Genomic DNA, 24,474 nt, shown 5'->3' with positions numbered 1-24,474 from the left:
TTGCAATTTGCGGAATGCGGCGCCATGTCCAAGAAGATCTTCGCCGGCCATGTCCTGCGCAAGGTGCGCGAGGGCGCCGGCCTGACCCAGGTCGAGTTCGCCAGGCGCCTCGGCCTGTCGGCATCCTACGTGAACCAGCTGGAGAGTAACCAGCGGCCGCTCTCGGCGGCAGTTCTCCTTTCGGTGGGGCGCGTCTTCAGCGTCGACATGGCAAGTTTCGAGGCCGACGACCTCGACCGCATCGTCGCCGATCTCGGCGAGGCGCTGGCCGACCCGATCTTCCGCGGCCAGAAGCCGGGCCTGCAGGAATTGAAGGCAGCCGCGACGCACGCGCCGGATTTTGCCCGCTCCTTCCTCGACCTGCACGGCGCGATGCGGCGGGTGCTGGAGCATCAGGCGTCGGTGGACGACGTGATCAGCGCGCATGGCACGAGCGCGCAGGACAAGGCCAAGGCAGCACTCCCCTACGAGGAAGTGCGCGACCACTTCCACTATATCGACAACTACGTGGATACGCTGGACCGGGCGGCGGAACGCGCGGCAAAGGAACTCGGCCTTGCCTGGCATCACGACAAGGCGCGGCTGATCGCCGGGCGGCTGGAGGCGCGGCACGCCGTCTCGGTCGACGTGGCGGATCGGCCGGACCCGGCCGCGCCCATCCTGCAGTTCGACGCCAAGCGGCGGATCGCTGTGCTGGCGCTGGCGCTGCCGCAGTCGACGCGCGATTTTCTCCTCGCCGGCCTGCTTGCCCGCTTCGAGGCTGGCGAGTTGATCGAGGAACACGTGGCATCCGCCGGCTTTCACAGCCACGGGGCGGACGATGTCTGCCGGCTGGCGCTGAAGAACCACTATGCGGGCGCGCTGCTTCTGCCCTATCAGGCCTTCCTCGACCTTGCGCGGGCAAGCCGCCACGACCTCGACCGGCTGCAGATCGTGACGGGAGCGAGCCTGGAGCAGGTCTGCCACCGGCTTTCCACCCTGCAGCGGCCCGGCAACAAGGGCATCCCCTTCTATTTCGTCAAGATCGACCGGGCGGGCAACGTGATCAAGCGGCACAGCGCCACGCGCTTCCAGTTCGCCCGCTATGGCGGCGCCTGCCCGATGTGGAACGTGCACGAGGCTTTCGAGCATCTCGGTTCGCGCACGCTGGTGCAGGTGGGCGAGATGCCCGACGGCGTGCGCTATCTCTGCCTTGCCCGCAGCGCCGTGAAGTCGTCCGTCAATCACCGGACGCGCGAGAGGCGCTATGCCTTCGGCCTTGGCTGCGAACTCGCCTACGCCAGCGACGTTGTCTATGCGGACGGGCTCGCGCTCGGCGAAAAGGGCGAGGTAACGAAAATCGGCATCAACTGCCGCATCTGCCCGCGTGACAATTGTCTTGAGCGGGCCTTCCCGGCCGTCGACAAGAAAATCGCCCTCGATCCGGACGTGCGCGGTATCGTGCCCTTCTCGCTGACTTGAGACCGCCGCTCAAGAGCAGCATGAGCTGCCACGCTGGATCGGCGGACAGGCGACCGTGCCGTAGGAACAATAGACGCAACAGTCGCCCGGCTTCGGCCGAAGGATCGCGCCGCAGCCCTTGCATTCGAAGAACCACTGGCAGGCATCCTGTGGCATTTCCAGGGTTTCGGAATGGCCGCATTCAGGGCAGGTCAGGGTGGATTGCAGCGTGATCGCGGTCATGCGCCTCTCCTCACATCCACTGGATCAGGTAGTCGTTCATCGCCTCTTCGTTGAGAAGCACGATCCAGGCAAGCGCGGTCAGCAGCGAGCCGCCGCCAAGCAGCGCGTAGGTGCGTCTTGGAGCCGATCCACGCAGCGACAGGAACCATGCGGTTGCGAGCACCACAGCGGAAATCGCAATCACATAGGGACTGAGGGCGGCCGCGGACGCCAGCACCGCGACCCAGGCGCCGCCGGCCCCCAGCAGCATGAAGGTGATGGGCAGCACGCAACATGCCGCCGTGGCAAGCGAAGCGATCCCGCCGAGAAATCCGAACCGAGCCATACCGTCGGCCATTGCAATCCTTCCTTTCGGGTTTGTGAATTCGCGTATGGCCGGCATTGATGCATCCTGTAGCGGCTACAGGATCAAGAGGAAAAACGTGAAGCATTCCATTGGCGAAGCGGCGCGTCTCAGCGGCGTCGGCATCGAGACGATCCGTTACTACGAACGCGAGGGCGTCGTGCCGCCGCCGCTCCGCACCGGCTCCGGGCGGCGTGTCTATGACGATGACGGCGTGTCGCAGCTCCGCTTTATCCGCCGGTGCCGCGACCTCGGCTTTCCGATCGGCGAAATCCGCATGCTGCTCAGCCTTGCGACCGAAAGGCAAAGGGCCTGCGCGGAGGTGCGGACGATCAGCGAAAGGCATCTTGAAAGCGTGCGCCGGAAGATCCGCGACCTTGTCGAACTGGAGACGGCGCTTGCCGACCTTCACGGGCAATGCGGGGACGGTCGCCGCGATTGTCCGATGCTGGGCCGACTGTTCGGCGAATGACATGTCATCGCCCTCGCACCGGGCCTGCACGAGCAGCGAGCGTCGAGGCGACGGACGCGGCAACTCCCGCATAAACTTTGTGCAATCCTGCCGTCGTCTTCCTGCGTGGCGGGCCGGGCCGGCAGCTTTCCGATTTGGCAAGACTTTTGCTGAGCCGTCATTGACGGGAAGCGTCGGCCGTACCGCTCCGGCCTTGCGGCGAATGGCTGAACAGGTCACGATGTCTTTGCCGGCAATGCGTAATTCGTCGCAATTGCAGATGCGCCCGTTGGCGGACTAGGCTTGAGTTGGGGTGGATGGCCTGCCTGCGCCATCTACGAACCTCACTCTAGGACAGGGCAGGGAAGGTGGATGGAGGAGCGGCAGATCTTCAATGAAATGCTGAACGAGCAGGGCGAGCCGCGCGAGCCCTACCGAGCCCTTCTCCAGTGGCTGGAGTCCCAGCCGCCGGGCATCCTGAAGAAGAAGACGCGCGAGGCGGAGACGATCTTTCGCCGGCTCGGCATCACCTTCGCCGTCTACGGCACCAACGAGGCGACCGAACGCCTGATCCCCTTCGACATCATCCCGCGCATCATCTCCGCATCCGAATGGCGTCGCCTGTCGGCCGGCATCGACCAGCGGGTGCGGGCGCTGAACGCCTTCCTGCATGACATCTATCACCGCCAGGAGATCATCCGGGCGGGCCGCATCCCCGCCGACCTCGTCATCCAGAACGAGGCCTTCCTGCCGGAGATGATCGGCTTCACCCCGGCCCGCAAGGTCTACGCCCATATCATCGGCACGGATATCGTGCGCGTCGGCGAGAACGAGTTCTACGTTTTGGAGGACAATACGCGCACGCCGTCCGGCGTCTCCTACATGCTGGAGAACCGCGAGACGATGATGCGCATGTTCCCGGAACTTTTCCGGCTGAACCGGGTGGCGCCGATCGACCAGTATCCCGACTGTTTGAAGGACACGCTGAAGAGCGTGGCGCCGGATGGCGTGGACGATCCGACGGTCTGCGTGCTGACGCCCGGCATCTTCAATTCCGCCTATTTCGAGCATGCCTTCCTCGCCGACACGATGGGCGCGCAACTGGTGGAGGGGCGCGACCTCTTCGTCGACAACGGCAAGGTGTGGATGCGCACCACGCGCAAGCCGGAGCAGGTGCACGTGATCTACCGGCGCATCGACGACGCCTTCCTCGATCCGCTGACCTTCCGTCCCGATTCCATGCTCGGCGTGCCCGGCCTTTTCGACGCCTACCGGGCGGGCAACGTGACGATCTGCAACGCGCCCGGCACGGGCATCGCCGACGACAAGGCCGTCTATGCCTATGTGCCGGATATCATCGAGTTCTACACGGGCCAGAAGCCGATCCTGAACAACGTGCCGACGTGGAACTGCGCCAAGCCGGACGACCTCGCCTATGTGCTCGACAATCTCGCCGAGCTGGTGGTCAAGGAAGTGCACGGTTCCGGCGGCTACGGCATGCTGATCGGGCCGACGGCGACAAAGCGCGAGCTGTCGGAATTCGCCAAGCGGCTGGCGGCCAATCCGAAGAATTACATTGCCCAGCCGACGCTGGCCCTTTCGGCCTGTCCCACCCATGTCGCCTCCGGCATCGCGCCGCGCCACGTGGACCTGCGGCCCTATGTGCTGATCGGCGACAAGGTGCGCATCACGCCCGGCGGCCTGACCCGGGTGGCGCTGAGGAAAGGCTCGCTCGTCGTCAATTCCAGCCAGGGCGGCGGAACCAAGGATACCTGGGTGCTCGAGGACTGATCATGCTGGGCAGAACTGCCGCATCCCTCTTCTGGACTTTGCGCTACAACGAGCGGGCGGAAAACATGGCGCGCCTGCTGGAGGTCGCCTATCGCATCGCGATGACGCCGCGCTTCGGCTCCGACGCCATGGACGACTGGCGCTCGACGCTGGTCAGCGCCGGCTGCCTCGACGCGTTCGAGGCGAAGGGAGGCGAGTTGTCACAGCGCGCGGCGATCAACTTCCTGCTGTTCGACCGCGACAACCCGTCCTCGGTGCGCACCTGCGTGGAGCTTGCGCGCAACAATGCCCGCTCGGTGCGCACGGCCATCACCTCGGAGATGTGGGAGAGCATCAACACCACCTATATCGAGATGATGGAAGTCAAGCCGCAGCACATGACGGACGACAAGCTGCCGGGCTTCCTGAGCTGGGTGAAGCAGCGGGCGATGCTGTTTCGCGGCGCGCTGCTCGGCACCTTGATGCGCAACGAAGGCTATTACTTCTCGCAGCTTGGCACCTTCGTGGAACGGGCCGACAACACCGCCCGCATCCTGGACGTGAAATACTGGATCCTGCTGCCGGACAACGAGGTGATCGGCGGCAGCCTCGACACCTATCAGTGGTCGACCATCCTGCGGTCGGTCTCCGCCAATCGCAGCTATCGCCATGCCTATCGCGACTCCAGCCTGAAAGCCTTCAACGTCGCCGAATTCCTGATCCTGAGGAAGGAGATGCCGCGCTCGCTCGCCTATTGCTACGACTGGATCGAGGAGAGCATGGAAGACCTGACCGACGTCTATCGCGAGCGCCTGCCGAGCTACGACATGGCTGTCGCCACGCACAAGCTGCTGACCGACCGCAAGATGAGCGAGGTGTTCCAGTACGGGCTGCACGAATTCCTGAGCGACTTCATCAGCCGCAACAACGGCCTCAGCCTGCAGCTTTCCGCCGACTACAATTTCGCCTGACCGGAAGACCCATGCTTCTCGCCGTCAATCACAAGACCCGCTACGTCTACGACCGGCCGCTGGCCCATACGATCCAGCAATTGCGGCTCACGCCCCGCGACGTGCCCGGCCAGACCGTGCTCGACTGGGAAATCGAGGTGCCGGGCATGGAAAGGGCGGCGAGCTATGCGGACGGCTTCGGCAACATCGTCCATGTGGTGAGCCATCAGGAAGCGCTGAGCGAGCTGGAAATCGTCGCGCGCGGGCTGGTGCAGACTGAAGACCGGGCCGGCGTCGTCGGCCAGCCGGCCTGTCCTGCAAGCGATATCGTCTTCCTGCGCTTCACCGGCCTGACCAGGGCGAATCCGGCGATCCGCAGGCTCGGCAGCCTCGCGGCGACCAGCGATCCGCTGGCCGGCTGCCACGAACTGATGGAGGCGATCCACGAGAAGGTCGTCTATCGCACCGGGGTGACGCAGGTGCATGCCTCGGCGATCGACGCCCTGAGCGCGGGCGAGGGCGTCTGCCAGGATCACGCCCATATCTTCATTGCCGCCGCGCGTTCGGTCGGAATGCCGGCGCGCTACGTTTCCGGCTATCTGCTGCTGGAGGACGGGCAGGACTCGGAGGCCCATCACGCCTGGGCGGAGGTGCATCTGCCGGGGCTCGGCTGGGTCGGTTTCGACGTTTCCAACAGGATTTGTCCAACAGACCGCTATATTCGCCTGTCGACAGGTCTCGATTCCCGTTCCGCCGCCCCGATTCGCGGCGTACAATTCGGCGGAAACGAAGAGAACCTGCAGGTCGAGGTCAGCGTCAGCCAGCAGGCTCAGCAGCAATAAGCACGCCTGCGCAAGCAGCCAATGTCAGGAAAGTACCGCTTATGACCTATTGCGTGGGTCTGAAGCTCGACCGGGGCCTCGTCTTCGCCGCCGATACCAGGACCAATGCCGGCCTGGACAATGTGGCGACCTTCAAGAAGCTGCATGTTTGGGAAAAGCGGGGCGAGCGGGTGCTGGTGCTGCTTTCGGCCGGCAACCTCGCCGTCACCCAGGCCGTCGTCAGCCTGCTGAGCGAGCAGCTGACATCCGAAACGACGCCCGGACCGACGCTCTTCTCCGCCGAGACGATGTTCCAGGCGGCGCGCGTGGTGGGAAGCGCGGTGCGCAGCGTCAAGGCAATCGATGGCGAGGCGCTTGCCACCTCGGCGGAAAACTTCATGGTGAGCTTCATCCTCGGCGGCCAGATCAAGGGTGAGGCGCCGCGCCTTTTCCAGGTCTACGCGGCGGGCAACTTCATCGAGGCGACCGCAGATACGCCCTACATGCAGATCGGCGAGCACAAATACGGCAAGCCGATCCTCGACCGGGTGACGCAGCACGACATGCGGCTCGGCCAGGCGGCGAAGCTGGTGCTGCTTTCCTTCGATTCCACCCTGCGCTCCAACCTGTCGGTCGGCATGCCGATCGACCTTCTGCTCTACAATACCGATACCTTTGCCGCCGACCGGCAGAAGCGCATCGAGCGCGACGATCCGTATTTCTCGATGCTGTCGGAAGAGTGGTCGGAGCGGCTGCGGATCGCGGTGTCGGAAATTCCCGACTTCGAGATCTGAGGGCCAGGGACGGCCGGGCGCGCGGGAGAGCTTGGCGTGAGTTTTGGCTCCACACTCCCGTCGTCCCGCATCGGCACTCGGCTCCGCATCGCTTGTCCGGTATAACGGCGGAGTGTGCGGTTACCTCTCTGCCGTGGCCCCTCGGCTCGTCATACGCGGGCCTGATCCGCGTATCCACGCGGTGCCCGAGTTCTTAGCCACCGACCATGGATCGCCGGGTCTGGGCCCGGCGAAGACGAGGGGAGAGGCTGTGCGTCCGTTGCGCGGCAGAATTAGATGCAGCCCCCGCCCCACACTCTGATGTCATCCCCGTGAAGACGGGGATCCAGTAAACGCATGGGTTGGTGGCTGAATCTCCGGCCACCGTGGTTACTGGATGCCCGGTCGGGCCGGGCATGACAGAGATTGTGGCAGACCGCTTGCCACGTACTCCCGTCATCCCGGGTCATCGCTCGGCTGCGCCTCACTCGCCCGGGATGACAACGGAGTGTGCGGTCGCCTCTCTGCCGTGGCCCCTCGGCTCGTCATACGCGGGCTCGACCCGCGTATCCATGAAGCGCCAACACGTGCGCCCGAGTGAATGTGACCATCAACCGGGAATTGCACTTTTCTCCGTATATTTCTCAGGATAGAATGCGCGCAGGGCCAGCGAAAAAGGCTGGCCTCGGGGTTTAGCAGCCTCTACAGCAACGGCTGGCATCAGCCGTATTGATGCCTCCTCGACCTAAGGGCTCACACCCTCATGGCCGGGGAGGCGATGGCGCATGTCCAAGGGCTTGCCCTAAAGGCCATCGCGGCCGCTTTGCTGTCGGTCTGCTAACTCCCCGGTCGCCAGAGGTGCTTCCTCTGGCGGTTCACCGGCTTAACGGGGAGGCATGGCGATGGCCGACGGCTATAATTTCGCTGCGGATTTACTCACCACCTGGCGCTCGACGGCGGACTGGGTGAAGGCCGTCGCGCTCGTCACCTTTGCCGCGACCGGCATCGCGGTCGTGACGCTGACGCTGAAATACCGCCTGGCGAAGGCACATCTCGCCCGCGAGAGCGAATTACTGAGCTTTCTTCCGCCCGCCGATTTTTCCGAACCGCGCATTCCGCATGCGCCGGGCATCCGCCTCGTCTCGCGCCCGGCCAGGGACGAGGCGTGATCCGGCTCCGCAATCGTCATGTCCGGGCCTTGCCGGACACCCGCTCGCACCTCGCGCCACCCGCACCTCAACCGGGCGCGGCGGGCGGGTCGCCGGTCAATGGTCCGGCGATGACGACCTTGTCTTTCGAGCGGGCCTTCGCCCGGGGATGATTTCTGGATACCGGATCAGCGGTCCGCTGCGCTTCCCTTGTCCGGCATGACGTCAGAGTGTGGGGCCGCTTCTCTGCCTTAGCCCCTCAGCTCGTCATACGCGGGCTCGACCCGCGTATCCACGCGGCATCACCGCTTGCCGCAGAGCTTCATGGATCGCCGGGTCTGGGCCCGGCGATGACGAGGGGAGAGGCTGTGCGTCCATTGCGCGGCAGAATTAGATGCAGCCTCCGCCCCACACTCTGATGTCATCCCCGTGAAGACGGGGATCCAGTAAACGCATGCGTTGGTGGCTGAATCTCCGGCCACCGTGGTTACTGGATGCCCGGTCGGGCCGGGCATGACAGAGATTGTGGCAAACCGCTTGCCACGTACTCCCGTCATCCCGGGTCATCGCTCGGCTGCGCCTCACTCGCCCGGGATGATGGAGTATGTGGCAGACACACCGCTTCAACCCCTCAGCTCGTCATACGCGGGCTTGACCCGCGTATCCATGCGGCGCCGGCATATTTCGCCGTCGTCCGATGGATCGCCGGGGCGTTTTCCAGTACCGGGCCCGGCGAAGACGAAGGGAGAGGCCGTGCACCTCCCTTGACGGGCACAGGACGATCCCTCAATCTCGTTTACCTGATAAACGAAAAGGGCGGCCGGACGGCTGCTGAAAGGGAGGAGCGAAATGAAAAGCCTAGCCAAGGCGCTAGCCGCGGGCCTCATCGCCCTGTCGGCGGCGAGCATCGCCCATGCGCAGGAAGTGACGCTGCGCGTTCACCATTTCCTTCCCGCTCCGGCACCCGTGCCCAAGAACTTCATCACCCCCTGGGCGGAGAAGGTGGAAAAGGACTCCGGCGGCCGCATCAAGGTCGAGGTCTATCCGGCCATGCAGCTCGGCGGCAAGCCGCCGGCGCTCTACGACCAGGCGAAGGACGGCGTGGTCGACATCGTCTGGACGCTGCCCGGTTACACGCCCGGCCGCTTCCCCGGCACGGAGGCCTTCGAGCTGCCCTTCATGCCGGCCAAGGCCGAAGCCACCAGCCAGGCGGCCTGGGACTTCTATGAGAAGTACCTGAAGGACGAGTTCAAGGACACGCATCCGATCGCCGTCCATGTGCACGGCCCCGGCCTGCTGCACGTCAAGGGCGACGGCGTGACCAAGCTTGAGGACATGAACGGCCTGAAGCTGCGCGGCCCGACGCGCCAGACGACTGCGCTGCTGGAAAAGCTCGGCGCCACCGCCATCGGCATGCCGGTGCCGGCCATGCCCGAGGCGCTTTCCAAGGGCGTCATCGACGGCACGGTGATCCCGTGGGAGGTGACGACGCCGCTGAAGGTGGCGGAACTGGTCGACACCCATACGGATTTCGACAGCGACCGGGGGCTCTATACCGCCTTCTTCGTCTTCACGATGAACAAGGCGAGCTACGAGAAGCTGCCGGACGACCTGAAGGCGGTGATCGACGCCAATAGCGGCCGCGAGGCCTCCAAGTGGGTCGGCCGGGTGATGGACGAGGGTGACGCTCCCGGCATCGCCGCCGCCGAGAAGGCCGGCAACAAGATCATCAAGCTGCCGCCGGAGGAAGTCGACCGCTGGAAGGCCGCCGCCGCTCCGCTGGTCGATGCCTGGATCGAGGAAGTCTCGGCCAAGGGCTATGACGGCAAGGCGATGGTGGAAGACGCCCGCGCGCTGATCTCGAACTACGCCGGCGAATAAACGACGACGCGGCGCGCGGAGCGGATCCGCGCGCCGCCTTTCTGTTTGGTTGAACGGAGACGGCGTTCCATGACAGTGCTGATAGCGGGGGCGGGGATCGCCGGGCTGACCATGGCGCTCAGCCTGCATCAGGCGGGCATTCCGGCGCGGGTCTTCGAGGCGGTCGGCGAGCTGAAGCCGCTTGGCGTCGGCATCAACCTGCAGCCGCATGCGGTGCGCGAACTCGATGAACTCGGCCTGCTTGCCGGGCTCGACGGCATCGGCCTGCGCACGCGGGAAGTCGCCTATTTCTCAAGCCATGGCAGCCCGATCTGGTCCGAGCCGCGCGGCATCGGTGCCGGCTACAACTGGCCGCAGTTTTCCATCCATCGCGGCAAGCTGCAGATGCTGCTCTTCGAGACGGTGCGCAAGCGCCTCGGTCCTGACGCCATCGTCACGGGAGCGGCGATCGAGGACTGGCGGCAGGAGGACGGCGGCATCGCCGTCGATCTGGTCGACCGTCATGCGGGAAAATCGCTCGGCACCGTGCGCGGCAAGGTGCTGATCGCCGCCGACGGCATTCATTCCGCCTGCCGGGCGAAGCTCTATCCCAAGGAAGGCATGCCGGCCTGGGGCGGCATCGTCATGTGGCGCGGCGTGACGCGGGGAGCGAGGTTTCTCACCGGCCGCAGCATGGCGATGGCCGGCTGCAAGGCACGCAAGTTTGTCTGCTATCCGATCGCCGACGATGGCGAGGACGGCTCGGTGATCAACTGGATCGCCGACCTGCGTTTTCCGGCCGACTATCTGTGGCGGCGCGAGGACTGGAACCGGCCGGGCCGGCTGGAGGATTTCCTGCCGCGCTTCGCCGACTGGCATTTCGACTGGCTCGACGTGCCGCGGATCATCCGCGATGCGGAGCATGTCTTCGAATATCCGATGGTCGACCGCGATCCGCTGCCGCGCTGGACCCACGGCGCGATGACGCTGATGGGGGACGCTGCCCATCCGATGTATCCGATCGGGTCGAACGGCGCTAGCCAGGCGATCCTGGACGCGCGGGTGCTGACGCGCGAATTCCAGCGCCACGGCGTGGGTGAGGCGGCCCTGCGCGCCTATGAGGCGGAGCGCCGTCCGGCGACGGGGAAGATTGTGCTCCTGAACCGGGCGGACGGGCCCGACAAGGTGCTCGATATCGTGGAGGCGCGCGCGCCGGACGGCTTCAACCGCGTCGAGGATGTGCTGAGCCGGACCGAACTGGAGGAAACCGCGCGGGCCTACAAGCAGGTGGCAGGCTTCGATGTCGAAACGCTCAATCGCCGCGAAAGCATCGTCCGCCTTGCCGGCTGAGGATGGGCTCGACTACGGCATCCTCAACGATCTCGTCGGCCATCTGCTGCGCCATGCCTTCCTGCGCGGCCAGCAGGTCTTCGCCGCCGTGTTCGACGGCGACGGAGTGACGCCGCTGCAGTTCATGGTCCTGGAGCTGGTTTCCCGAAATCCCGGCATCACCCACCGCGCGGCGGCAGGGGCCGTGGGCGCCGCACCGTCCGTGCTGACCACGGCGATGAAGCCGCTGATCGATGAGGAACTCGTCACGCGGGTTCTGGTTCCCGGCGACGGGCGCAAGGTCGGCTATGCGCTGAGCGAGAGCGGCATGGAGCGTTTCGCCGCGATCCGCGAAAAGATCCGCCTCGCCGAGGCCAGGCTGACCGCGCCGCTCGGACAGGGCGGACGGGCGGAGCTGCGTGCGATGCTGAAGAAGCTCACCGGCAGGGACGGCGCGTAAATCTCAGGCGCCGACATCCTTCAGGTCGATCTCGGCCATCAGGTCGCCGGCCAGTTCCTCCAGCGCGGCGCGAAGCTCGCCTTCGTCGATATCCGGCGGCAGGATGATCTCGGCCTCGGCGCCGAACATGCGCTCGCCGCTCATGGAGCCGGAAAACACCTCGGTGGCGAGTTCGTCGATGCTGACGTCGAACCGGGCCAGGGCGGCGGCCACAGCATGGACGATGCCCGGATGATCCTGGCAGACCAGCGACAGATGCGCGTGGCTGCCGGCGGGCTCGGGCTGCGCGGCGCCGCGACGGACCGTCACCGACAGGCCGTGCTGGCCGAGTTCGTCGAGCGCCAGTTCCAGCCGGTCCAGGCGTTCGTCGGCGATCTGGACGCGCACGATGCCGGCGAACTCGCCGGCAAGCCGGGCGAGCGAGCTCTCGACCCAGTTGCCGCCCTCGGCGGCGATGGCATCCGACAGGCGCTCGACAAGGCCCGGACGGTCATTGGCGATAACAGTCAACACCAGGTCGGTGGGCATGGTCGCGCGCTCCTGCCAAGAGGATTTCTTCCGGATCAGGAGTTGAAATTAACGCTTCGGAACCATGCTGAACAGGGTCACAGGCCCGATTGCGGTTCTTCCACCTCTGCGAAGAGCTTGCGCGCCAGATAACGCAGCTTGCGCAGCACCTTCATCTGGAAGCGGATGGCCGGTGGCGGAACGTCTCGACAGAAGGCGATCTTGCGGACATAGGTCGGCACGTGCCACTCGAACCATTGCCCGGCCGGGAACCAGGCGGTGTCGCCGGCCCTGAGCGTCCGGGTAACGCCATCCGGCGCGGTGACCGTCACCTCTCCTTCAAGAATGTACACGGCCTCGTCGCCGCCGTAATACCAGCGGAAGCGCCCCGCCGTGCAGTCCCAGGTGGCGAGGGTGGCGAGCCCGTCGGCGCCCCGTCCCAGCGACGCGACGCGAGCGACGGGCTCGCCCTCGATCAGCCAGGCGCGGCGGATCGGGGCGTCCCGCATGGTCGCAAGGTCGACGGTGGCGGTGGACCAGGCAGCAAGGGCGGCTCCGGCTGCATGGCCGAAGCCGGCGGCGGATGCCGCAGTCAATTCATCAGACATGGCGTCCCTCCCCGGAAACGTCAGATCGATCGCAAGACTTTTTCTTGCCACGGGATCCCTGAAAGGCGCGTTCCGGGGAAAGCTAAAATTTGAACGATCTTCCGGTCTTCCATGCGGGGTGGACGTTTGGCCGATGATCTGTGTCGGAGTTTGCGCTTGCGGCGCCAGCCTGCGTCCTCTAGCGTGCGGCGCACATGACGGCGTCCCTGAAGGGGCTGAAAACGAGTCCGGTGGCGGTCGACCCAAGCAGGGGATCCAGTCCGGAGCTGTCTGACGCGTCAGTTCGCCGCCCGGCCGACAGTTTCGGCGGGTGTCGGCGAACACGCGGTCACAATCGTTTTCTCCCCCGCATGGTGCCGAATTTCGCCAATCAGATGGGGGTATCCGCCATGATCCGCCTTTTCCCGGCCTCGCTTGCGCTCCTTGCCGCCGCGCCCGCCCAAGCCCATGTCGGCCATGTGGCGGAGGTCGCCGGCCACTCGCACTGGGCTGGTATCGCGGCCATCGCGGCCGCCGCCGCCATTGCCGGCATCGTCGCCTGGAAAAGCCGCAAGGCCGACAAGGACGGCGTCGAGGAAGAAGCCGCCGAGGGCGACGAAGCGGAGGCGGCCAAGTGAAATCCGGCAACAACGAACGTACGGGCCTGATGATCTGCGGCCACGGCAGCCGCAACCGCGCCGCCGTGCGCGAATTCGCAAGCCTCGCCGAAGGCTTGAAACCGCGGTTCCCGGACTGGCCGGTGGAGTACGGCTATCTGGAATTCGCCGAGCCCGTTATCCGCGACGGCCTCGACAGGCTTCGCGATCAGGGCTGCACGCGCATCCTTGCCGTGCCTGGCATGCTGTTTGCCGCCGGCCACGCCAAGAACGACATCCCCTCCGTCCTCAACACCTATCAGGCGGAAAATCCGGGCGTTCGCATCGACTACGGCCGGGAACTGGCCATCGACACCCGCATGGTGCGGGCGGCCGGCGAGCGGGTGCGCGAAGCGCTCGACAAGGCGGGCAACGACGTGCCGATGCACGAGACGCTGCTCGTCGTCGTCGGCCGCGGGTCCTCCGACCCGGACGCCAATTCCAACGTCTCCAAGGTCACCCGCCTCCTGTGGGAGGGCATGGGGTTCGGCTGGGCGGAAACGGCCTATTCGGGCGTCACCTTCCCGCTGGTGGAGCCGGCGCTGGAACATGCGGCGAAGCTCGGCTACCGGCGCATCGTGGTGTTCCCCTATTTCCTGTTCACCGGCGTGCTGGTGAGCCGCATCTACGCCTTCACCGATGAGGTGGCCGAGCGCCATCCGGAGATCGAGTTCGTGAAGGCCGGCTATCTCAACGACCATCCGCTGGTGCTCGACACCTTTGTGGAACGGGTGGAGGAGATCCTGGATGGCGCCAACCTGATGAACTGCCAGCTCTGCAAATATCGCGAGCAGGTGCTTGGCTTCGAGGCGGAAGTCGGTCTTCGGCAGGAAAGCCATCACCACCATGTGGAAGGGCTCGGCAAGTCGGCCGAATGCCATCTTTGCGACGATGTCTGCACCGGGGCCTGCGAAAGCCAGGTGCGGGAGGGCGGCCACCATCATCATGACCATGGTCACGGGCATGATCTGGGGCATGACCACGGCCATCATCACCATGGCCATGATCACGGCCACGATCATGCGCACGGCCACGACCATAGCCACGGGCATAGCCATGACCATGGCCACCACCATCATCCCTATCCGCATGCGGACCACCCTCTGGGTCCGAAATCGATGAGGCGGGGGTGAACGACGCTTTCGCCCGTCCGCCGGCCAGGCGCTACGACTACGAGCGCGATCCGGCGGCGATCTACCGGCAGTCCTTCGCCATCGTCAGGGCAGAGGCCGATCTCGACCGCCTGCCGGAATCCTTGCGCGACGTTGCCGTGCGGCTGATCCATGCCTGCGGCGAGCCGGACATCGTAGCCGATCTCGCCTGGAGCGACGGTGCGGCCGAGGCGGCGCGCGAGGCTCTCGGGCAAGGCGCTCCGATCCTGACCGACGTGAAGATGGTGGAATACGGCATCATCCGTTCGCGGCTTGCCGCGCGAAACGAGGTCGTGTGCACGCTGGACGATCCGCGCGTCGCCGATCATGCCGGCGACCTTGCGACCACGCGGTCGGCGGCGGCCGTCGATTTCTGGCAGGACCGTTTGGCGGGCGCGGTGGTCGCGATTGGCAATGCCCCGACCGCCCTGTTCCATCTGCTTGAGCGGATCGCGGAGGGCTTTCCAAGGCCTGCCGTCATTCTGGGCTTTCCGGTCGGCTTCGTCGGTGCGGCGGAATCGAAGCAGGCGCTCAGCGAAAACCCCTTCTCCATTCCCTACCTGACGCTGAAGGGTCGCCGCGGCGGCTCGGCAATCGCGGCCGCTGCCGTCAATGCGCTGGCCGCCGGCCTGCCGGAGGAGGGGCGATGAGCGCTCCCTGGCTCACCGTGATCGGCATCGGCGAAGACGGGCTCGACGGCCTCTCCGGTGTCGCGAAACGGGCGCTTGCCGAGGCGCAATTCGTGATCGGCGGTAAACGGCATCTGGAACTCGCCGGTTCGCTCTCCTGCGAAACCGTTTCCTGGCCGTCGCCCTTTGCCGAAGGGCTGAAGCTGATCGACGCGCGGCGCGGTGCGGCGACCGTGGTGCTCGCCACCGGCGATCCGATGTGCTTTGGCCTCGGCGCCACGCTGTCGCGCCGCTATCCAGCGGACGAAATGACCGTGTTGCCGGTGCCGTCGGCCTTTTCGCTGGCCGCCGCGCGGCTCGACTGGCCGCTGGAGGAGGTTGAAACGCTCTCCGTCCATGGCCGGCCGCTCGACCGGCTGCGGGCGCATCTTCATCCCGGCGCGCGGCTGTTGTGCCTGACCAGCAATGCCGAGGCACCGCGCCGTGCCGCCGACCTCCTGGCCGACGAGGGCTATGGCGCGAGCCGCATGACGGTGCTGGAGCATATGGGCGGGGCGCGCGAGCGGATCGTTTCGGGCACGGCCGAAAGCTGGCACGAAGAGGTGGCCGATTTCCATCTTCTTGCCATCGAGGCGATTGCGGTGCGCGATACGCCGGTGCGCTCGCGCCTGGCCGGACTGCCGGACGATGCCTTCCGCCACGACGGCAAGATCACCAAGCGGGAAATCCGCGCGGCAACGCTGGCGAAGCTCGCGCCGCACCCGGGCGCGCTCCTGTGGGATATCGGTGCGGGGTCGGGCTCCATCGCCATCGAATGGATGCGGGCCGCGCCGCGCGCCAAGGCGATCGCGCTGGAGCCGGATGCCGGGCGGCGCGCCTTCGCCATCGCCAATGCCGCGGCCCTCGGCGTGCCGGATCTCGACCTGCGGGACGCTGCCGCGCCGGAAGGTCTCGACGGACTGCCCGTGCCGGATGCGATCTTTCTCGGCGGCGGGCTGACGGCCGAGGGAATTGTCCCCGCCGCTATTGCCGCGCTGAAACCGGGCGGGCGGCTCGTCGCCAACGCGGTGACTCTGGAGAGCGAGGCAGTGCTGCTGAAGGCCTATGAGGCGCATGGCGGCGAGCTTTGCCGGCTCAGCATCGCGCGCGCCGGCAGGGTTGGCGGCTTCACCGGCTGGCGGCCCTTGATGCCCGTCACCCAGTGGAGCTTCGTCAAGCCATGAGCGCGCCAGGCACCCTTTTTGGCGTCGGGCTCGGGCCCGGCGACCCCGAACTCATGACGCTGAAGGCGCACCGGCTGATATCGGCGGCGAAGGTCGTCGCCTATCCCGCGCCCGACGACGGGCCGAGCTTCGCCCGCTCCATCGCCGCCTCGATCATCCCCCCGGACGCCCGGGAAATTCCGATCGTGGTGCCGATGCGACTGGACCGCTATCCGGCCAAAGCAGTCTATGACCGGGCGGCGGCGAAGATCGGCGAGGTGCTTTCGGCCGGCCAGGATGTGGTGACGCTTTGCGAGGGCGATCCGTTCTTCTACGGCTCCTTCATGTATCTCTTCGAGCGGCTTTCCGGTCAGTACCCTTGCGAGATCGTGCCGGGCGTCACCTCGCTGACTGCCTGCGCGGCACGGCTGCAGCGCCCGCTGACGGCGCGAAACGACGTGCTGACGGTCATTCCTGGTCCGCTTGCCGACGACGATATTCGCGCGCGGATCGACGCGGCCGGCGCGGTGGCCATCATGAAGGTCGGCCGCCATTTGAAACGATTGCAGGCGCTGCTGGCCGACATGGGGCTTCTTCAGCATGCGGGGCTGGTGGAGAGGGCGACGCTGCCGCAGGAGGTCGTGCTGCCGCTCGCGTCGGTGACCGCCGAAACCGCTCCTTATTTTTCGATGATCCTGATCTACAAGGGAGACGAAGCGTGGATGCTTCCCCCGCAATCCTCGTCCTGACGCCGGCGGCGCTCGCCACCGCAAGGACGATTGCAAACCACCTGCCGGGCGCGAAGCTGCACGGGCTCGCGCGCCGTGTGTCTGGCGTCGACGTCGCCTTCGCCGACACGCTCGACCATATCCGTGCGCTCTATCAGGCGGGGGCGCCGATCGTCGGCGTCTGCGCTAGCGGCATCCTCATTCGCGCTTTGGCGGCGGTGATCACCGACAAGCTCAGCGAACCGCCGGTGCTTGCGGTGTCCGAGGACGGCAACAGCGTGGTGCCGTTGCTCGGCGGCCATCGCGGCGCCAATGCGCTGGCGCGCGAGATCGCCGACTTTCTCGACGGCCATGCCGCGATCACCACGGCGGGAGACACCGCACTGGGCTTTGCGCTCGACACGCCGCCCAAGGGCTGGTGGCTTGCCAATCTCACCGATGCCAAGGGGGTGATGGCGCGGCTCCTGGCCGGCGAGCCGGTGGCGATCGAAGGGCATGCCGACTGGATCGCCACATCGCGGCTGCCTGTTTCGCCGGATGCCAGTCTCCGACTGGTGTTGAGCGAAAGGGCGGTTCAGGGCGACGCCGACACGCTGGTCTATCACCCCAGGCGCCTTGCCGTCGGCATCGGCTGCGCGCGAGGCTGCGAGCCGGCGGAGCTGCTTTCGCTGGTGCGCGAGACGCTCGCCGGGGCCGGATTGGCGGAAGGTGCCGTGGGCGTGGTCGCGACGCTCGACCTGAAGGCCGACGAGCCGGCGATGGCGGCGGTGGCCGAGGCGCTGAACGCGCCGCTGCGGATCTTTTCCGCAAGCGAGCTGGAGGCCGAAAGCGGGCGTCTGGCCAATCCTTCCGAGGTCGTCTTCGCCGAAGTCGGCTGCCACGGCGTTTCGGAAGGTGCGGCGCTCGCCGCGAGCGGCGAGGCGGGCAGGCTGATCGTGGAAAAGCGCAAGACCGCAAATGCCACCGTCGCGGTGGCGATCGCGCCTGCGCCGATCGAGGCGGAAACGGTCGGCCGTGCGCGCGGGCGTCTTGCGGTCATCGGCATCGGGCCGGGGCAGGACGGCTGGCGCACGCCGGAGGCAACGAGGCTTCTTTCGGAAGCCGACGAGGTGGTCGGCTATTCGCTCTATCTCGATCTTGTCGCGCCCCTTATCCAGGGCAAGCCGCGCCACGCCTTTCCGCTGGGCGCGGAAGAGGAGCGGGTTCGCTTCGCGCTGGAGCGGGCCGGCGAAGGCCGGTCGGTGGCGCTCGTCTCTTCGGGTGACGCCGGCATCTATGCGATGGGCGCGCTGGTCTACGAACTGCTCGACCGGGCGGAGGCCGATGGCGGCGTCTCCGCGCAGGCCAAGCGCGTGGCCGTCGTCAACGCGCCGGGGATCTCCGCCCTGCAGGCGGCATCGGCGCGGATCGGCGCGCCGCTCGGCCACGATTTCTGCGCCATCTCCCTCTCCGACCTGCTGACGCCGTGGGAGGCGATCGAAAAGCGGCTGAAGGCGGCTGCCGAAGGCGATTTCGTCATCGCCTTCTACAATCCGGTGTCGAAGCGCCGGCGCACCCAGCTGGCGGCGGCGCGCGAAATCCTGCTCCGGCATCGTCCGGCGGAAACGCCCGTGGTGCTCGGCGTCAATCTGGGGCGGGCCGATGAAAAGATCCGCGTGACGACGCTAGCCGACCTCAAGGTCGACGATGTCGACATGCTGACCACGGTGCTGGTCGGCTCGTCCAACAGCCGCGCGGTGAAGCGCGGTTCGGGCGAGGTCTTCGTCTATACGCCGCGCGGCTATGCCAAGCGCATCGAGGAAAAGCTATGATCGTTCATTTCATCGGCGCCGGGCCGGGCGATCCCGATCTCATTACCGTGCGCGGGTTGAAGCTGATCCAGAGCGCGCCGGTCTGCCTCTATGCCGGCTCGCTGGTGCCGGAGGCGATCGTCGCCGCCGCTCCCGAAGGCGCCAGGGTGATCGACACCGCTCCCCTGACGCTGGACGAGATCATGGCCGAGATCGTCGCAGCCCACGAGCGGGGCGAGGACGTGGCGCGGGTCCATTCCGGCGACCCTTCGCTCTACGGCGCGATCGCCGAGCAGATCCGCCGCTTGAAGGCGCTCGGCATTCCCTATGACGTGACGCCCGGCGTGCCGGCCTTCGCGGCGGCGGCCGCTGCCTTGGGGCAGGAACTGACGGTGCCGGAAATCGCCCAGACGGTGATCCTGACCCGCACGGCGATGAAATCCTCCGCCATGCCCGAGGGCGAGGATCTGGCGACGCTGGGGCGTTCCGGCGCGACGCTCGCCATCCACCTGTCGGTACGAAACCTGCGGGAAATCGAGCGCCAGCTCATTCCGCTCTACGGGGCGGATTGCCCGGCGGTGGTCGCCTACCGGGTCGGCTGGCCGGATCAGTCCTTCATCCGGGGCACGCTGTCGGATATCCGCGAGAAGGTGCGCGAGGCGAAGATCACCCGCACGGCGCTGATCTTCGTCGGCAAGGCGTTGCAGCCGGACGAGGATTTCCGCGATTCCGCGCTCTATGACGGCGCGCATGTCCACGTGCTCAGGCCGAAGCGGAAGACGGGGTAGGGCTTGTCCCTCACCCCGGCCCTCTCCCATCAGGGAGAGGGGGCGCAAGTAGCGTCATCAGCGTCTGGTTGGAACGTGTGGCGCTTGCCGGCGGCAGCCAGGATGCTCACCAGGAAGGACCGGAAGGTCGAATTGCGGAATTCGGTTGCCAAGACCTCCGTCACCTCTCCCTCAAGGGAGAGGTCGGCGCGTCAGCGCCGGGTGAGGGTTACGCCCCGTCGATTACATGGGCGAAGGAACCCATGACATTGGCGCGGCGCAGGCCGATCTCTCCCAGATCCTCGTCGAGCGCGTCGCGGGCGCGGAAAAGGCGCTCGGCTGCACCTTCCGAGACGATGCTGGCATAGTGGAACTCGTGCGCGGCGAGGTCGGTGCCGAAGGGCGTGCCTGCCACCGCTTCCAGGCGGCGGTAGCCGAGATGCAGGCGGCGCTTCTCGAAGCTCGTCTCAAGCGGCAGGAGACCGAGCATCGCGTGGCGATTGCCCGCCGCGTCGACCAGCCCGTCGCCAAGCACCATGTAGCCGCCGCATTCGCCATAGACCAGCGCGCCCCGCGCCTGTGCGGCCTGCATGCCTTCCTTGAACCGCGAGGCGGCGGCAAGCATGCCGCCATGCAGTTCCGGATAGCCGCCCGGCAGGAAAACGGCATCGGCGTCGGTCGCGGGCGCCTCATCGGCAAGCGGCGAGAAGAAGGAAAGTTCCGCGCCCTGCGCCCGCCAGCCGTCGAGCAGGTGCGGATAGGCAAAGGCGAAGGCGACGTCGCGGGCGATGGCCAGCCGCTGGCCGGGCGGCGGCAGACGCGGCGCTGCGACCGCCGGCTCGACGGGCATTGCCGTTCGGGCCAGCGCAGCAAGGTTGACATGGGCTGCCACATGGGCGGCCGCCTTTTCCAGGAAGGCGGCGAGGTCGGCATGCTCGCCCGCCTGCACGAGGCCGAGGTGGCGCTCGCCAAGCTGCAGGTCCTGCCAGCGCGGCACGGCGCCCAGCACCGGCATGCCGATGGCGGCAAGCGCTGTTTCCAGCAAGGCGCGGTGCCGCTCGCTGCCGACGCGGTTCAGGATGACGCCCGCGATTGTCACGTCGGCGCGGTGGTCGCGAAAGCCGCGCGCGAGGGCCGCGACCGATTGCGCCTGCTTTGCCGCATCGATGACGAGCACGACGGGCAGGCCGAGCAGGGTGGCAAGATCGGCGGTCGAGCCGGTGCCGTTCGCTGCGCCGTCGAACAGGCCCATCACGCCCTCGACGACCATGAGGTCGGCGCCTTTGGCCTGTGTCGAGGCGAGCTCGCGGATCAGCGGGGGCCGCATGGCGAAGGGGTCGAGATTGACGCAATCCCGCCCGCTGGCGGCAGCGTGGAAGGCGGGATCGATATAGTCCGGGCCGGTCTTGGCGGAGGAAACGGCGAACCCGCGATCCCGCAGCGCTCGGATCAGGGCGAGGGTGAGCACCGTCTTGCCCGAACCGGACGACGGGGCGGCGAGGATCAGGGCGCGCGCGCGCGTTCCGCTCATCCGGCCGCCGTTTCTCCGAGGCCCAGCGGGTCGGGATTGAGCACGCGCCCCGACAGCGCGCCGATCCAATCGAGGCCCTCGCGCAGGCGCACGACCGGGCCGACGCAGACGATGGCCGGCGGTTCGAGCGCCGCTGCCTCGGCTTCCTTGGCCGCGCGTTCGAGCGTGGTCACGAGCACCTGCTGGTTGGCCAGCGTCCCGTTGCACACGATACACACAGGCTCGTCCACAGGCCGTCCACCGCTTATCAACCTGGCCGCGATCGTCTCCAGATGCTTCATCGCCATATACATGACGATGACGGGCGAGCCCCTGGCGATGGCCTCCCAGTTTATCGCCGCCGGCGCTAGGCCGCTCTGGTCGTGGCCGGTGAGGAAGGTGACCGCCTGGTTGGTGTCGCGATGCGTGGCGGGAATGCCGGCATAGGCCAGCCCGCCGATGCCGGCGGTGATGCCGGGAATGATGCGGAAGGGAATATGCGCGCCGGCCAGCGCCAGGGCTTCCTCGCCGCCGCGCCCGAAGACGAAGGGGTCGCCGCCCTTGAGCCTGAGCACCCGGTGGCCCGCCCTGGCGTAGTCGATCAGCTTCAGCGAGATGTCGCGCTGCTTCGGGCTCGGCTTGCCGCCGCGCTTGCCGGCGAAATCGACGATTGCGCCCTCCCGCGCATAGGCCAGCACCGAGGAATCGACGAGGGCGTCATAGACAATGACATCGGCCTGCTTCAGGCCGTTTAAGGCATGCAGCGTCATCAGGCCCGGGTCGCCGGGGCCGGCGCCGGCCAGCCAGACGGTGCCGGGCTCGAAGACCGGCAGGCCAGGGAAATCGCTCGTCGGATCGTTGCGGTGCGTCATCGTCCTTTCCTTGTAGTCGCAGGCGGCCCAAAGGCCAAGCGGAAGGGCTGTTATCAAGGCATTTGCCTCTCCGCTCGTCTTCGCCGGGCTTGACCCGGCGATCCACAACCGGGGGGCCTTCGGCTGAGGGCCGCATGGATCAACGGGTCAAGCCAATTGCTGTCCGGTTTAGTTTTGATTGCGTGGCAGAAACCATTGGAAAGGTAGCTAATTTCCTTACTTCCCTCACGTGGGACACGGCTGCGCAATTTTCGGTGCGACCGCCAAGCGAGCTGTATCCGGGTTTCGGAGCGGGCCGGCCGGACGGCGCAATCCCCTCTCCCTATGGGAGAGGGTTAGGGTGAGGGTGTGTTTAAATGCCATTGAAATTCAGCAGCTTCGCTTTCCCTCACCCGCCGCTGACGCGCCGACCTCTCCCTCAAGGGAGAGGTGAGGCGCACGCGATATCCGCTCAACCCGCCATCAATCCCGATATAAACCGGACAGCAATGGGTCGAACCCGGCGATGACGCCTGAGTGCGTTGCAAGCCCGGCGTTTAATATCGCTCGCTCGCGAAAAGCCGGCGGCGTCTCTATAGTCGCGGGCAATGACGACCTTCGATCCCCAGAAACTGCGCCGGGGCTGGACCACGGGCGCCTGCGCGACGGCCGCCGCCAAGGCTGCCTATCAGGCGCTCCTGACCGGCGCCTTCCCCGATCCGGTGGAAATCACTCTGCCGAAGGGAGAGAGACCGGCCTTCGCGCTGGCGCTGGAGGAATTGGGCGAAGGGTTTGCGCGCGCGGGGATTATCAAGGATGCGGGCGACGATCCGGACGTTACCCACGGAGCAACGGTGATCGCCACCGTTCGGCCGCTCGCCGTCGGAGAGGGCGTTGCCTTTCGGGCGGGCGAGGGCGTGGGCACGGTGACGCGCGCCGGCCTGCCGGTGCCGGTGGGCGAGCCCGCGATCAACCCGGTGCCGCGGCGGATGATTATCGAGGCGGTCGCCGAAATCGCGGCGGCTTTCGGCGGCAGCGGCGCGGTGGAGGTGGAAATCTCCATTCCGGGCGGCGAGGTGCTGGCACAAAAGACCATGAACCCGCGTCTGGGCATCGTCGGCGGACTGTCGATCCTCGGCACGACGGGGATCGTGCGGCCGTTTTCCTGCGCCTCCTGGATTGCATCGATCCATCGTGGCATCGACGTGGCGCGGGCGGCGGGGCTGACCCATGTGGCGGCGGCGACCGGCTCGACCTCGGAAGACGCGATCCGCAGGCGCTACGACCTGCCGGATTTCGCCTATCTCGACATGGGCGACTTTGCCGGCGGCATGCTGAAATACCTGCGCGCGCACCCTGTCGACCGACTTACCCTGTGCGGCGGTTTCGCCAAGTTCGCGAAGCTGGCGCAAGGCGCGCTCGACCTGCATTCGGCGCGCAGCAAGGTCGATTTCGCTTCCCTTGCCGCGATCCTGCGCGGGGCGGGGCTGAGCGAGGCCCTGATCGCGCGCGCCGAGGACGCGAATACGGCGAAGGAAGTGCTGGACCTGGCGCAGGCCGAGGGCGTCGATCTGGGCGTGGTGATCGCGGGCGCGGCGAAGCGGGCGGCGAAGGCGGTGCTGCGCGATGCGCCGGTCGATTGCGAGGTGATAGTGATCGACCGCGACGGCAAGGTCATCGGCGAGGCGGGCTTCGACGGCGATGGCTGAAAGGCGGGTCCTCGTTCTCGCCGGCACGCTGGAGGCACGGCGGCTGATCGCGCGGCTGGCGCGGATGCAAAGCTTCGATGTTATTGCCTCTCTTGCCGGCGCCGTGGCCAATCCGGGCGCACTTGGCGTCGAAACGCGGATCGGCGGCTTTGGCGGCGCGGACGGGCTTGCGGATTATCTTGCCCGGCAAAGGATCGATGCGCTGGTCGATGCCACACATCCTTACGCTGCCACGATCAGCGCCAATGCGGTGCGGGCGGCGGAACTCGCCAAAGTGCCGCTGATCCGCCTGGAACGGCCGGAGTGGGTGAGGGAGCCGGGCGATAACTGGACCGTCGTGCGGGACCTCCGGGAGGCTGCGAACGGCCTGCCCGCCGGTGCGCATGCGTTTCTTTCGGTCGGCCGCAAGGAGATTTCCGCCTTTGCCGGCAGGCGGGATATCCGCTGCCTGATGCGGATGATCGATCCGCCGGAGGAGGGAACGCCCTTGCCACCGGGCGAGCTTTTGCTGGCCCGCCCCTCGCCGGACGAGGATGAGGAGCGCGACCTGATGATCGCCCATGGCATCACGCATCTGGTCGCCAAGAACAGCGGCGGCTCGGCGTCCTACGCCAAGGTCGCCGCGGCGCGCAGGCTCCGTCTTCCCGTGATCATGGTGGCGCGGCCGCCGCTGCCCGAGGCACGGCTTGCGGAGAGCGAAGACGCGGTCCTCGACTGGCTGGCGGACCGCTTCCGCAAGAATTGCCCTAACGATTCCAGATAATTTACCCCTCTCTGTCATAAAGGGCTCCGTAACGCC

General features: G+C 66.6%; 25 protein-coding genes. 19 read left to right on the top strand and 6 right to left on the bottom strand.

The window, feature by feature from the left end:
* Positions 1-24: 24 nt before the first annotated feature.
* Complete coding sequence (locus tag H2509_RS02360; RefSeq protein WP_182161892.1) at positions 25-1,461, top strand: helix-turn-helix domain-containing protein; 1,437 nt, start codon at positions 25-27, stop codon at positions 1,459-1,461.
* 9 nt (positions 1,462-1,470) lie between these two features.
* Here the strand turns inward: H2509_RS02360 and H2509_RS02355 are convergent, their stop codons facing one another.
* Both H2509_RS02355 and H2509_RS02350 read right to left on the bottom strand, forming a co-directional pair.
* Entirely contained in the window at positions 1,471-1,683 is a 213-nt protein-coding gene (locus H2509_RS02355; RefSeq protein WP_182161890.1) for a GDCCVxC domain-containing (seleno)protein, read from the bottom strand.
* A gap of 10 nt (positions 1,684-1,693) precedes the next feature.
* Complete coding sequence (locus H2509_RS02350) at positions 1,694-2,020, bottom strand: hypothetical protein (RefSeq protein WP_209001750.1); 327 nt, start codon at positions 2,018-2,020, stop codon at positions 1,694-1,696.
* A gap of 85 nt (positions 2,021-2,105) precedes the next feature.
* Between H2509_RS02350 and H2509_RS02345 the strand changes: the two genes are divergently transcribed.
* The 9 genes from H2509_RS02345 to H2509_RS02305 all read left to right on the top strand — a co-directional run bounded on the left by H2509_RS02345 (position 2,106) and on the right by H2509_RS02305 (position 11,588).
* Positions 2,106-2,498 carry a MerR family transcriptional regulator gene (locus H2509_RS02345; protein ID WP_209001749.1) on the top strand — a complete coding sequence of 131 codons (393 nt, stop codon included), beginning with the start codon at positions 2,106-2,108 and terminating at the stop codon, positions 2,496-2,498.
* Positions 2,499-2,849: 351 nt separating this feature from the next.
* Positions 2,850-4,268, top strand: a complete 1,419-nt coding sequence (locus H2509_RS02340) for a circularly permuted type 2 ATP-grasp protein (protein WP_235974617.1) — start codon at positions 2,850-2,852, stop codon at positions 4,266-4,268.
* 2 nt (positions 4,269-4,270) lie between these two features.
* Positions 4,271-5,218 carry an alpha-E domain-containing protein gene (locus H2509_RS02335; RefSeq protein ID WP_182161886.1) on the top strand — a complete coding sequence of 316 codons (948 nt, stop codon included), beginning with the start codon at positions 4,271-4,273 and terminating at the stop codon, positions 5,216-5,218.
* Positions 5,219-5,229: 11 nt separating this feature from the next.
* On the top strand, positions 5,230-6,039 hold the full coding sequence (locus H2509_RS02330) for a transglutaminase family protein (RefSeq protein ID WP_182161884.1): 810 nt from the start codon (positions 5,230-5,232) through the stop codon (positions 6,037-6,039).
* 41 nt (positions 6,040-6,080) lie between these two features.
* Entirely contained in the window at positions 6,081-6,812 is a 732-nt protein-coding gene (locus H2509_RS02325) for a proteasome-type protease (RefSeq protein ID WP_182161882.1), read from the top strand.
* 881 nt (positions 6,813-7,693) lie between these two features.
* Positions 7,694-7,960: a hypothetical protein gene (locus H2509_RS02320; RefSeq protein ID WP_182161880.1), complete on the top strand. Its 267-nt coding sequence runs from the start codon at positions 7,694-7,696 to the stop codon at positions 7,958-7,960.
* 828 nt (positions 7,961-8,788) lie between these two features.
* Entirely contained in the window at positions 8,789-9,820 is a 1,032-nt protein-coding gene (locus H2509_RS02315; RefSeq protein ID WP_182161878.1) for a TRAP transporter substrate-binding protein, read from the top strand.
* A 69-nt stretch (positions 9,821-9,889) separates the two neighbouring features.
* Complete coding sequence (locus tag H2509_RS02310) at positions 9,890-11,149, top strand: flavin-dependent oxidoreductase (RefSeq protein WP_182161876.1); 1,260 nt, start codon at positions 9,890-9,892, stop codon at positions 11,147-11,149.
* On the top strand, positions 11,100-11,588 hold the full coding sequence (locus tag H2509_RS02305) for a MarR family winged helix-turn-helix transcriptional regulator (protein WP_182161874.1): 489 nt from the start codon (positions 11,100-11,102) through the stop codon (positions 11,586-11,588). The genes H2509_RS02310 and H2509_RS02305 overlap by 50 nt, the downstream gene beginning before the upstream one ends.
* A gap of 3 nt (positions 11,589-11,591) precedes the next feature.
* On the opposite strand, the gene H2509_RS02300 is transcribed toward H2509_RS02305, so the two are convergent.
* Both H2509_RS02300 and H2509_RS02295 read right to left on the bottom strand, forming a co-directional pair.
* Positions 11,592-12,116 (bottom strand): glycine cleavage system protein R, encoded by a 525-nt coding sequence (locus tag H2509_RS02300; protein WP_182161872.1) that lies wholly within the window; start codon positions 12,114-12,116, stop codon positions 11,592-11,594.
* A gap of 77 nt (positions 12,117-12,193) precedes the next feature.
* Positions 12,194-12,703: a cupin domain-containing protein gene (locus tag H2509_RS02295; protein WP_182161870.1), complete on the bottom strand. Its 510-nt coding sequence runs from the start codon at positions 12,701-12,703 to the stop codon at positions 12,194-12,196.
* Between the two features lie 389 nt (positions 12,704-13,092).
* On the opposite strand from H2509_RS02295, the gene H2509_RS02290 reads away from it, so the two are divergent.
* The 7 genes from H2509_RS02290 to cobM are packed head-to-tail and all read left to right on the top strand — an operon-like array spanning position 13,093 to position 19,626.
* On the top strand, positions 13,093-13,320 hold the full coding sequence (locus tag H2509_RS02290) for a DUF6732 family protein (protein WP_182161868.1): 228 nt from the start codon (positions 13,093-13,095) through the stop codon (positions 13,318-13,320).
* A 29-nt stretch (positions 13,321-13,349) separates the two neighbouring features.
* Positions 13,350-14,471, top strand: coding sequence for a sirohydrochlorin chelatase (locus tag H2509_RS02285; RefSeq protein ID WP_182161946.1), 1,122 nt, complete (start codon positions 13,350-13,352; stop codon positions 14,469-14,471).
* A complete protein-coding gene (locus tag H2509_RS02280) occupies positions 14,468-15,139 on the top strand; it encodes a precorrin-8X methylmutase (protein WP_182161866.1) in 672 nt (223 codons plus the stop codon). Before H2509_RS02285 ends, H2509_RS02280 begins: the two co-directional genes overlap by 4 nt.
* Positions 15,136-16,341, top strand: a complete 1,206-nt coding sequence (cbiE, locus tag H2509_RS02275; RefSeq protein WP_182161864.1) for a precorrin-6y C5,15-methyltransferase (decarboxylating) subunit CbiE — start codon at positions 15,136-15,138, stop codon at positions 16,339-16,341. Before H2509_RS02280 ends, cbiE begins: the two co-directional genes overlap by 4 nt.
* Positions 16,338-17,069 (top strand): precorrin-2 C(20)-methyltransferase, encoded by a 732-nt coding sequence (gene cobI / locus H2509_RS02270; protein ID WP_182161862.1) that lies wholly within the window; start codon positions 16,338-16,340, stop codon positions 17,067-17,069. Before cbiE ends, cobI begins: the two co-directional genes overlap by 4 nt.
* Positions 17,039-18,859: a precorrin-3B C(17)-methyltransferase gene (gene cobJ, locus H2509_RS02265; RefSeq protein WP_182161860.1), complete on the top strand. Its 1,821-nt coding sequence runs from the start codon at positions 17,039-17,041 to the stop codon at positions 18,857-18,859. The genes cobI and cobJ overlap by 31 nt, the downstream gene beginning before the upstream one ends.
* Positions 18,856-19,626, top strand: a complete 771-nt coding sequence (cobM, locus tag H2509_RS02260; protein WP_182161858.1) for a precorrin-4 C(11)-methyltransferase — start codon at positions 18,856-18,858, stop codon at positions 19,624-19,626. The genes cobJ and cobM overlap by 4 nt, the downstream gene beginning before the upstream one ends.
* A gap of 208 nt (positions 19,627-19,834) precedes the next feature.
* Here the strand turns inward: cobM and H2509_RS02255 are convergent, their stop codons facing one another.
* Together H2509_RS02255 and cobA are read right to left on the bottom strand one after the other, a co-directional pair.
* Positions 19,835-21,136 (bottom strand): cobyrinate a,c-diamide synthase, encoded by a 1,302-nt coding sequence (locus H2509_RS02255; RefSeq protein WP_182161856.1) that lies wholly within the window; start codon positions 21,134-21,136, stop codon positions 19,835-19,837.
* Entirely contained in the window at positions 21,133-21,987 is an 855-nt protein-coding gene (gene cobA / locus H2509_RS02250; protein ID WP_182161944.1) for a uroporphyrinogen-III C-methyltransferase, read from the bottom strand. The genes H2509_RS02255 and cobA overlap by 4 nt, the downstream gene beginning before the upstream one ends.
* 587 nt (positions 21,988-22,574) lie before the next feature.
* Here cobA and H2509_RS02245 point away from each other — a divergent pair.
* Complete coding sequence (locus H2509_RS02245; RefSeq protein ID WP_182161854.1) at positions 22,575-23,675, top strand: cobalt-precorrin-5B (C(1))-methyltransferase; 1,101 nt, start codon at positions 22,575-22,577, stop codon at positions 23,673-23,675.
* Positions 23,668-24,438, top strand: a complete 771-nt coding sequence (locus tag H2509_RS02240; protein WP_182161852.1) for a cobalt-precorrin-6A reductase — start codon at positions 23,668-23,670, stop codon at positions 24,436-24,438. Before H2509_RS02245 ends, H2509_RS02240 begins: the two co-directional genes overlap by 8 nt.
* Positions 24,439-24,474 lie beyond the last annotated feature (36 nt).

It is taken from the genome of Stappia albiluteola (assembly GCF_014050225.1).
Classification (GTDB): Bacteria; Pseudomonadota; Alphaproteobacteria; order Rhizobiales; family Stappiaceae; genus Hongsoonwoonella; species Hongsoonwoonella albiluteola.
This window is presented reverse-complemented; position numbering and strand designations above follow the sequence as displayed.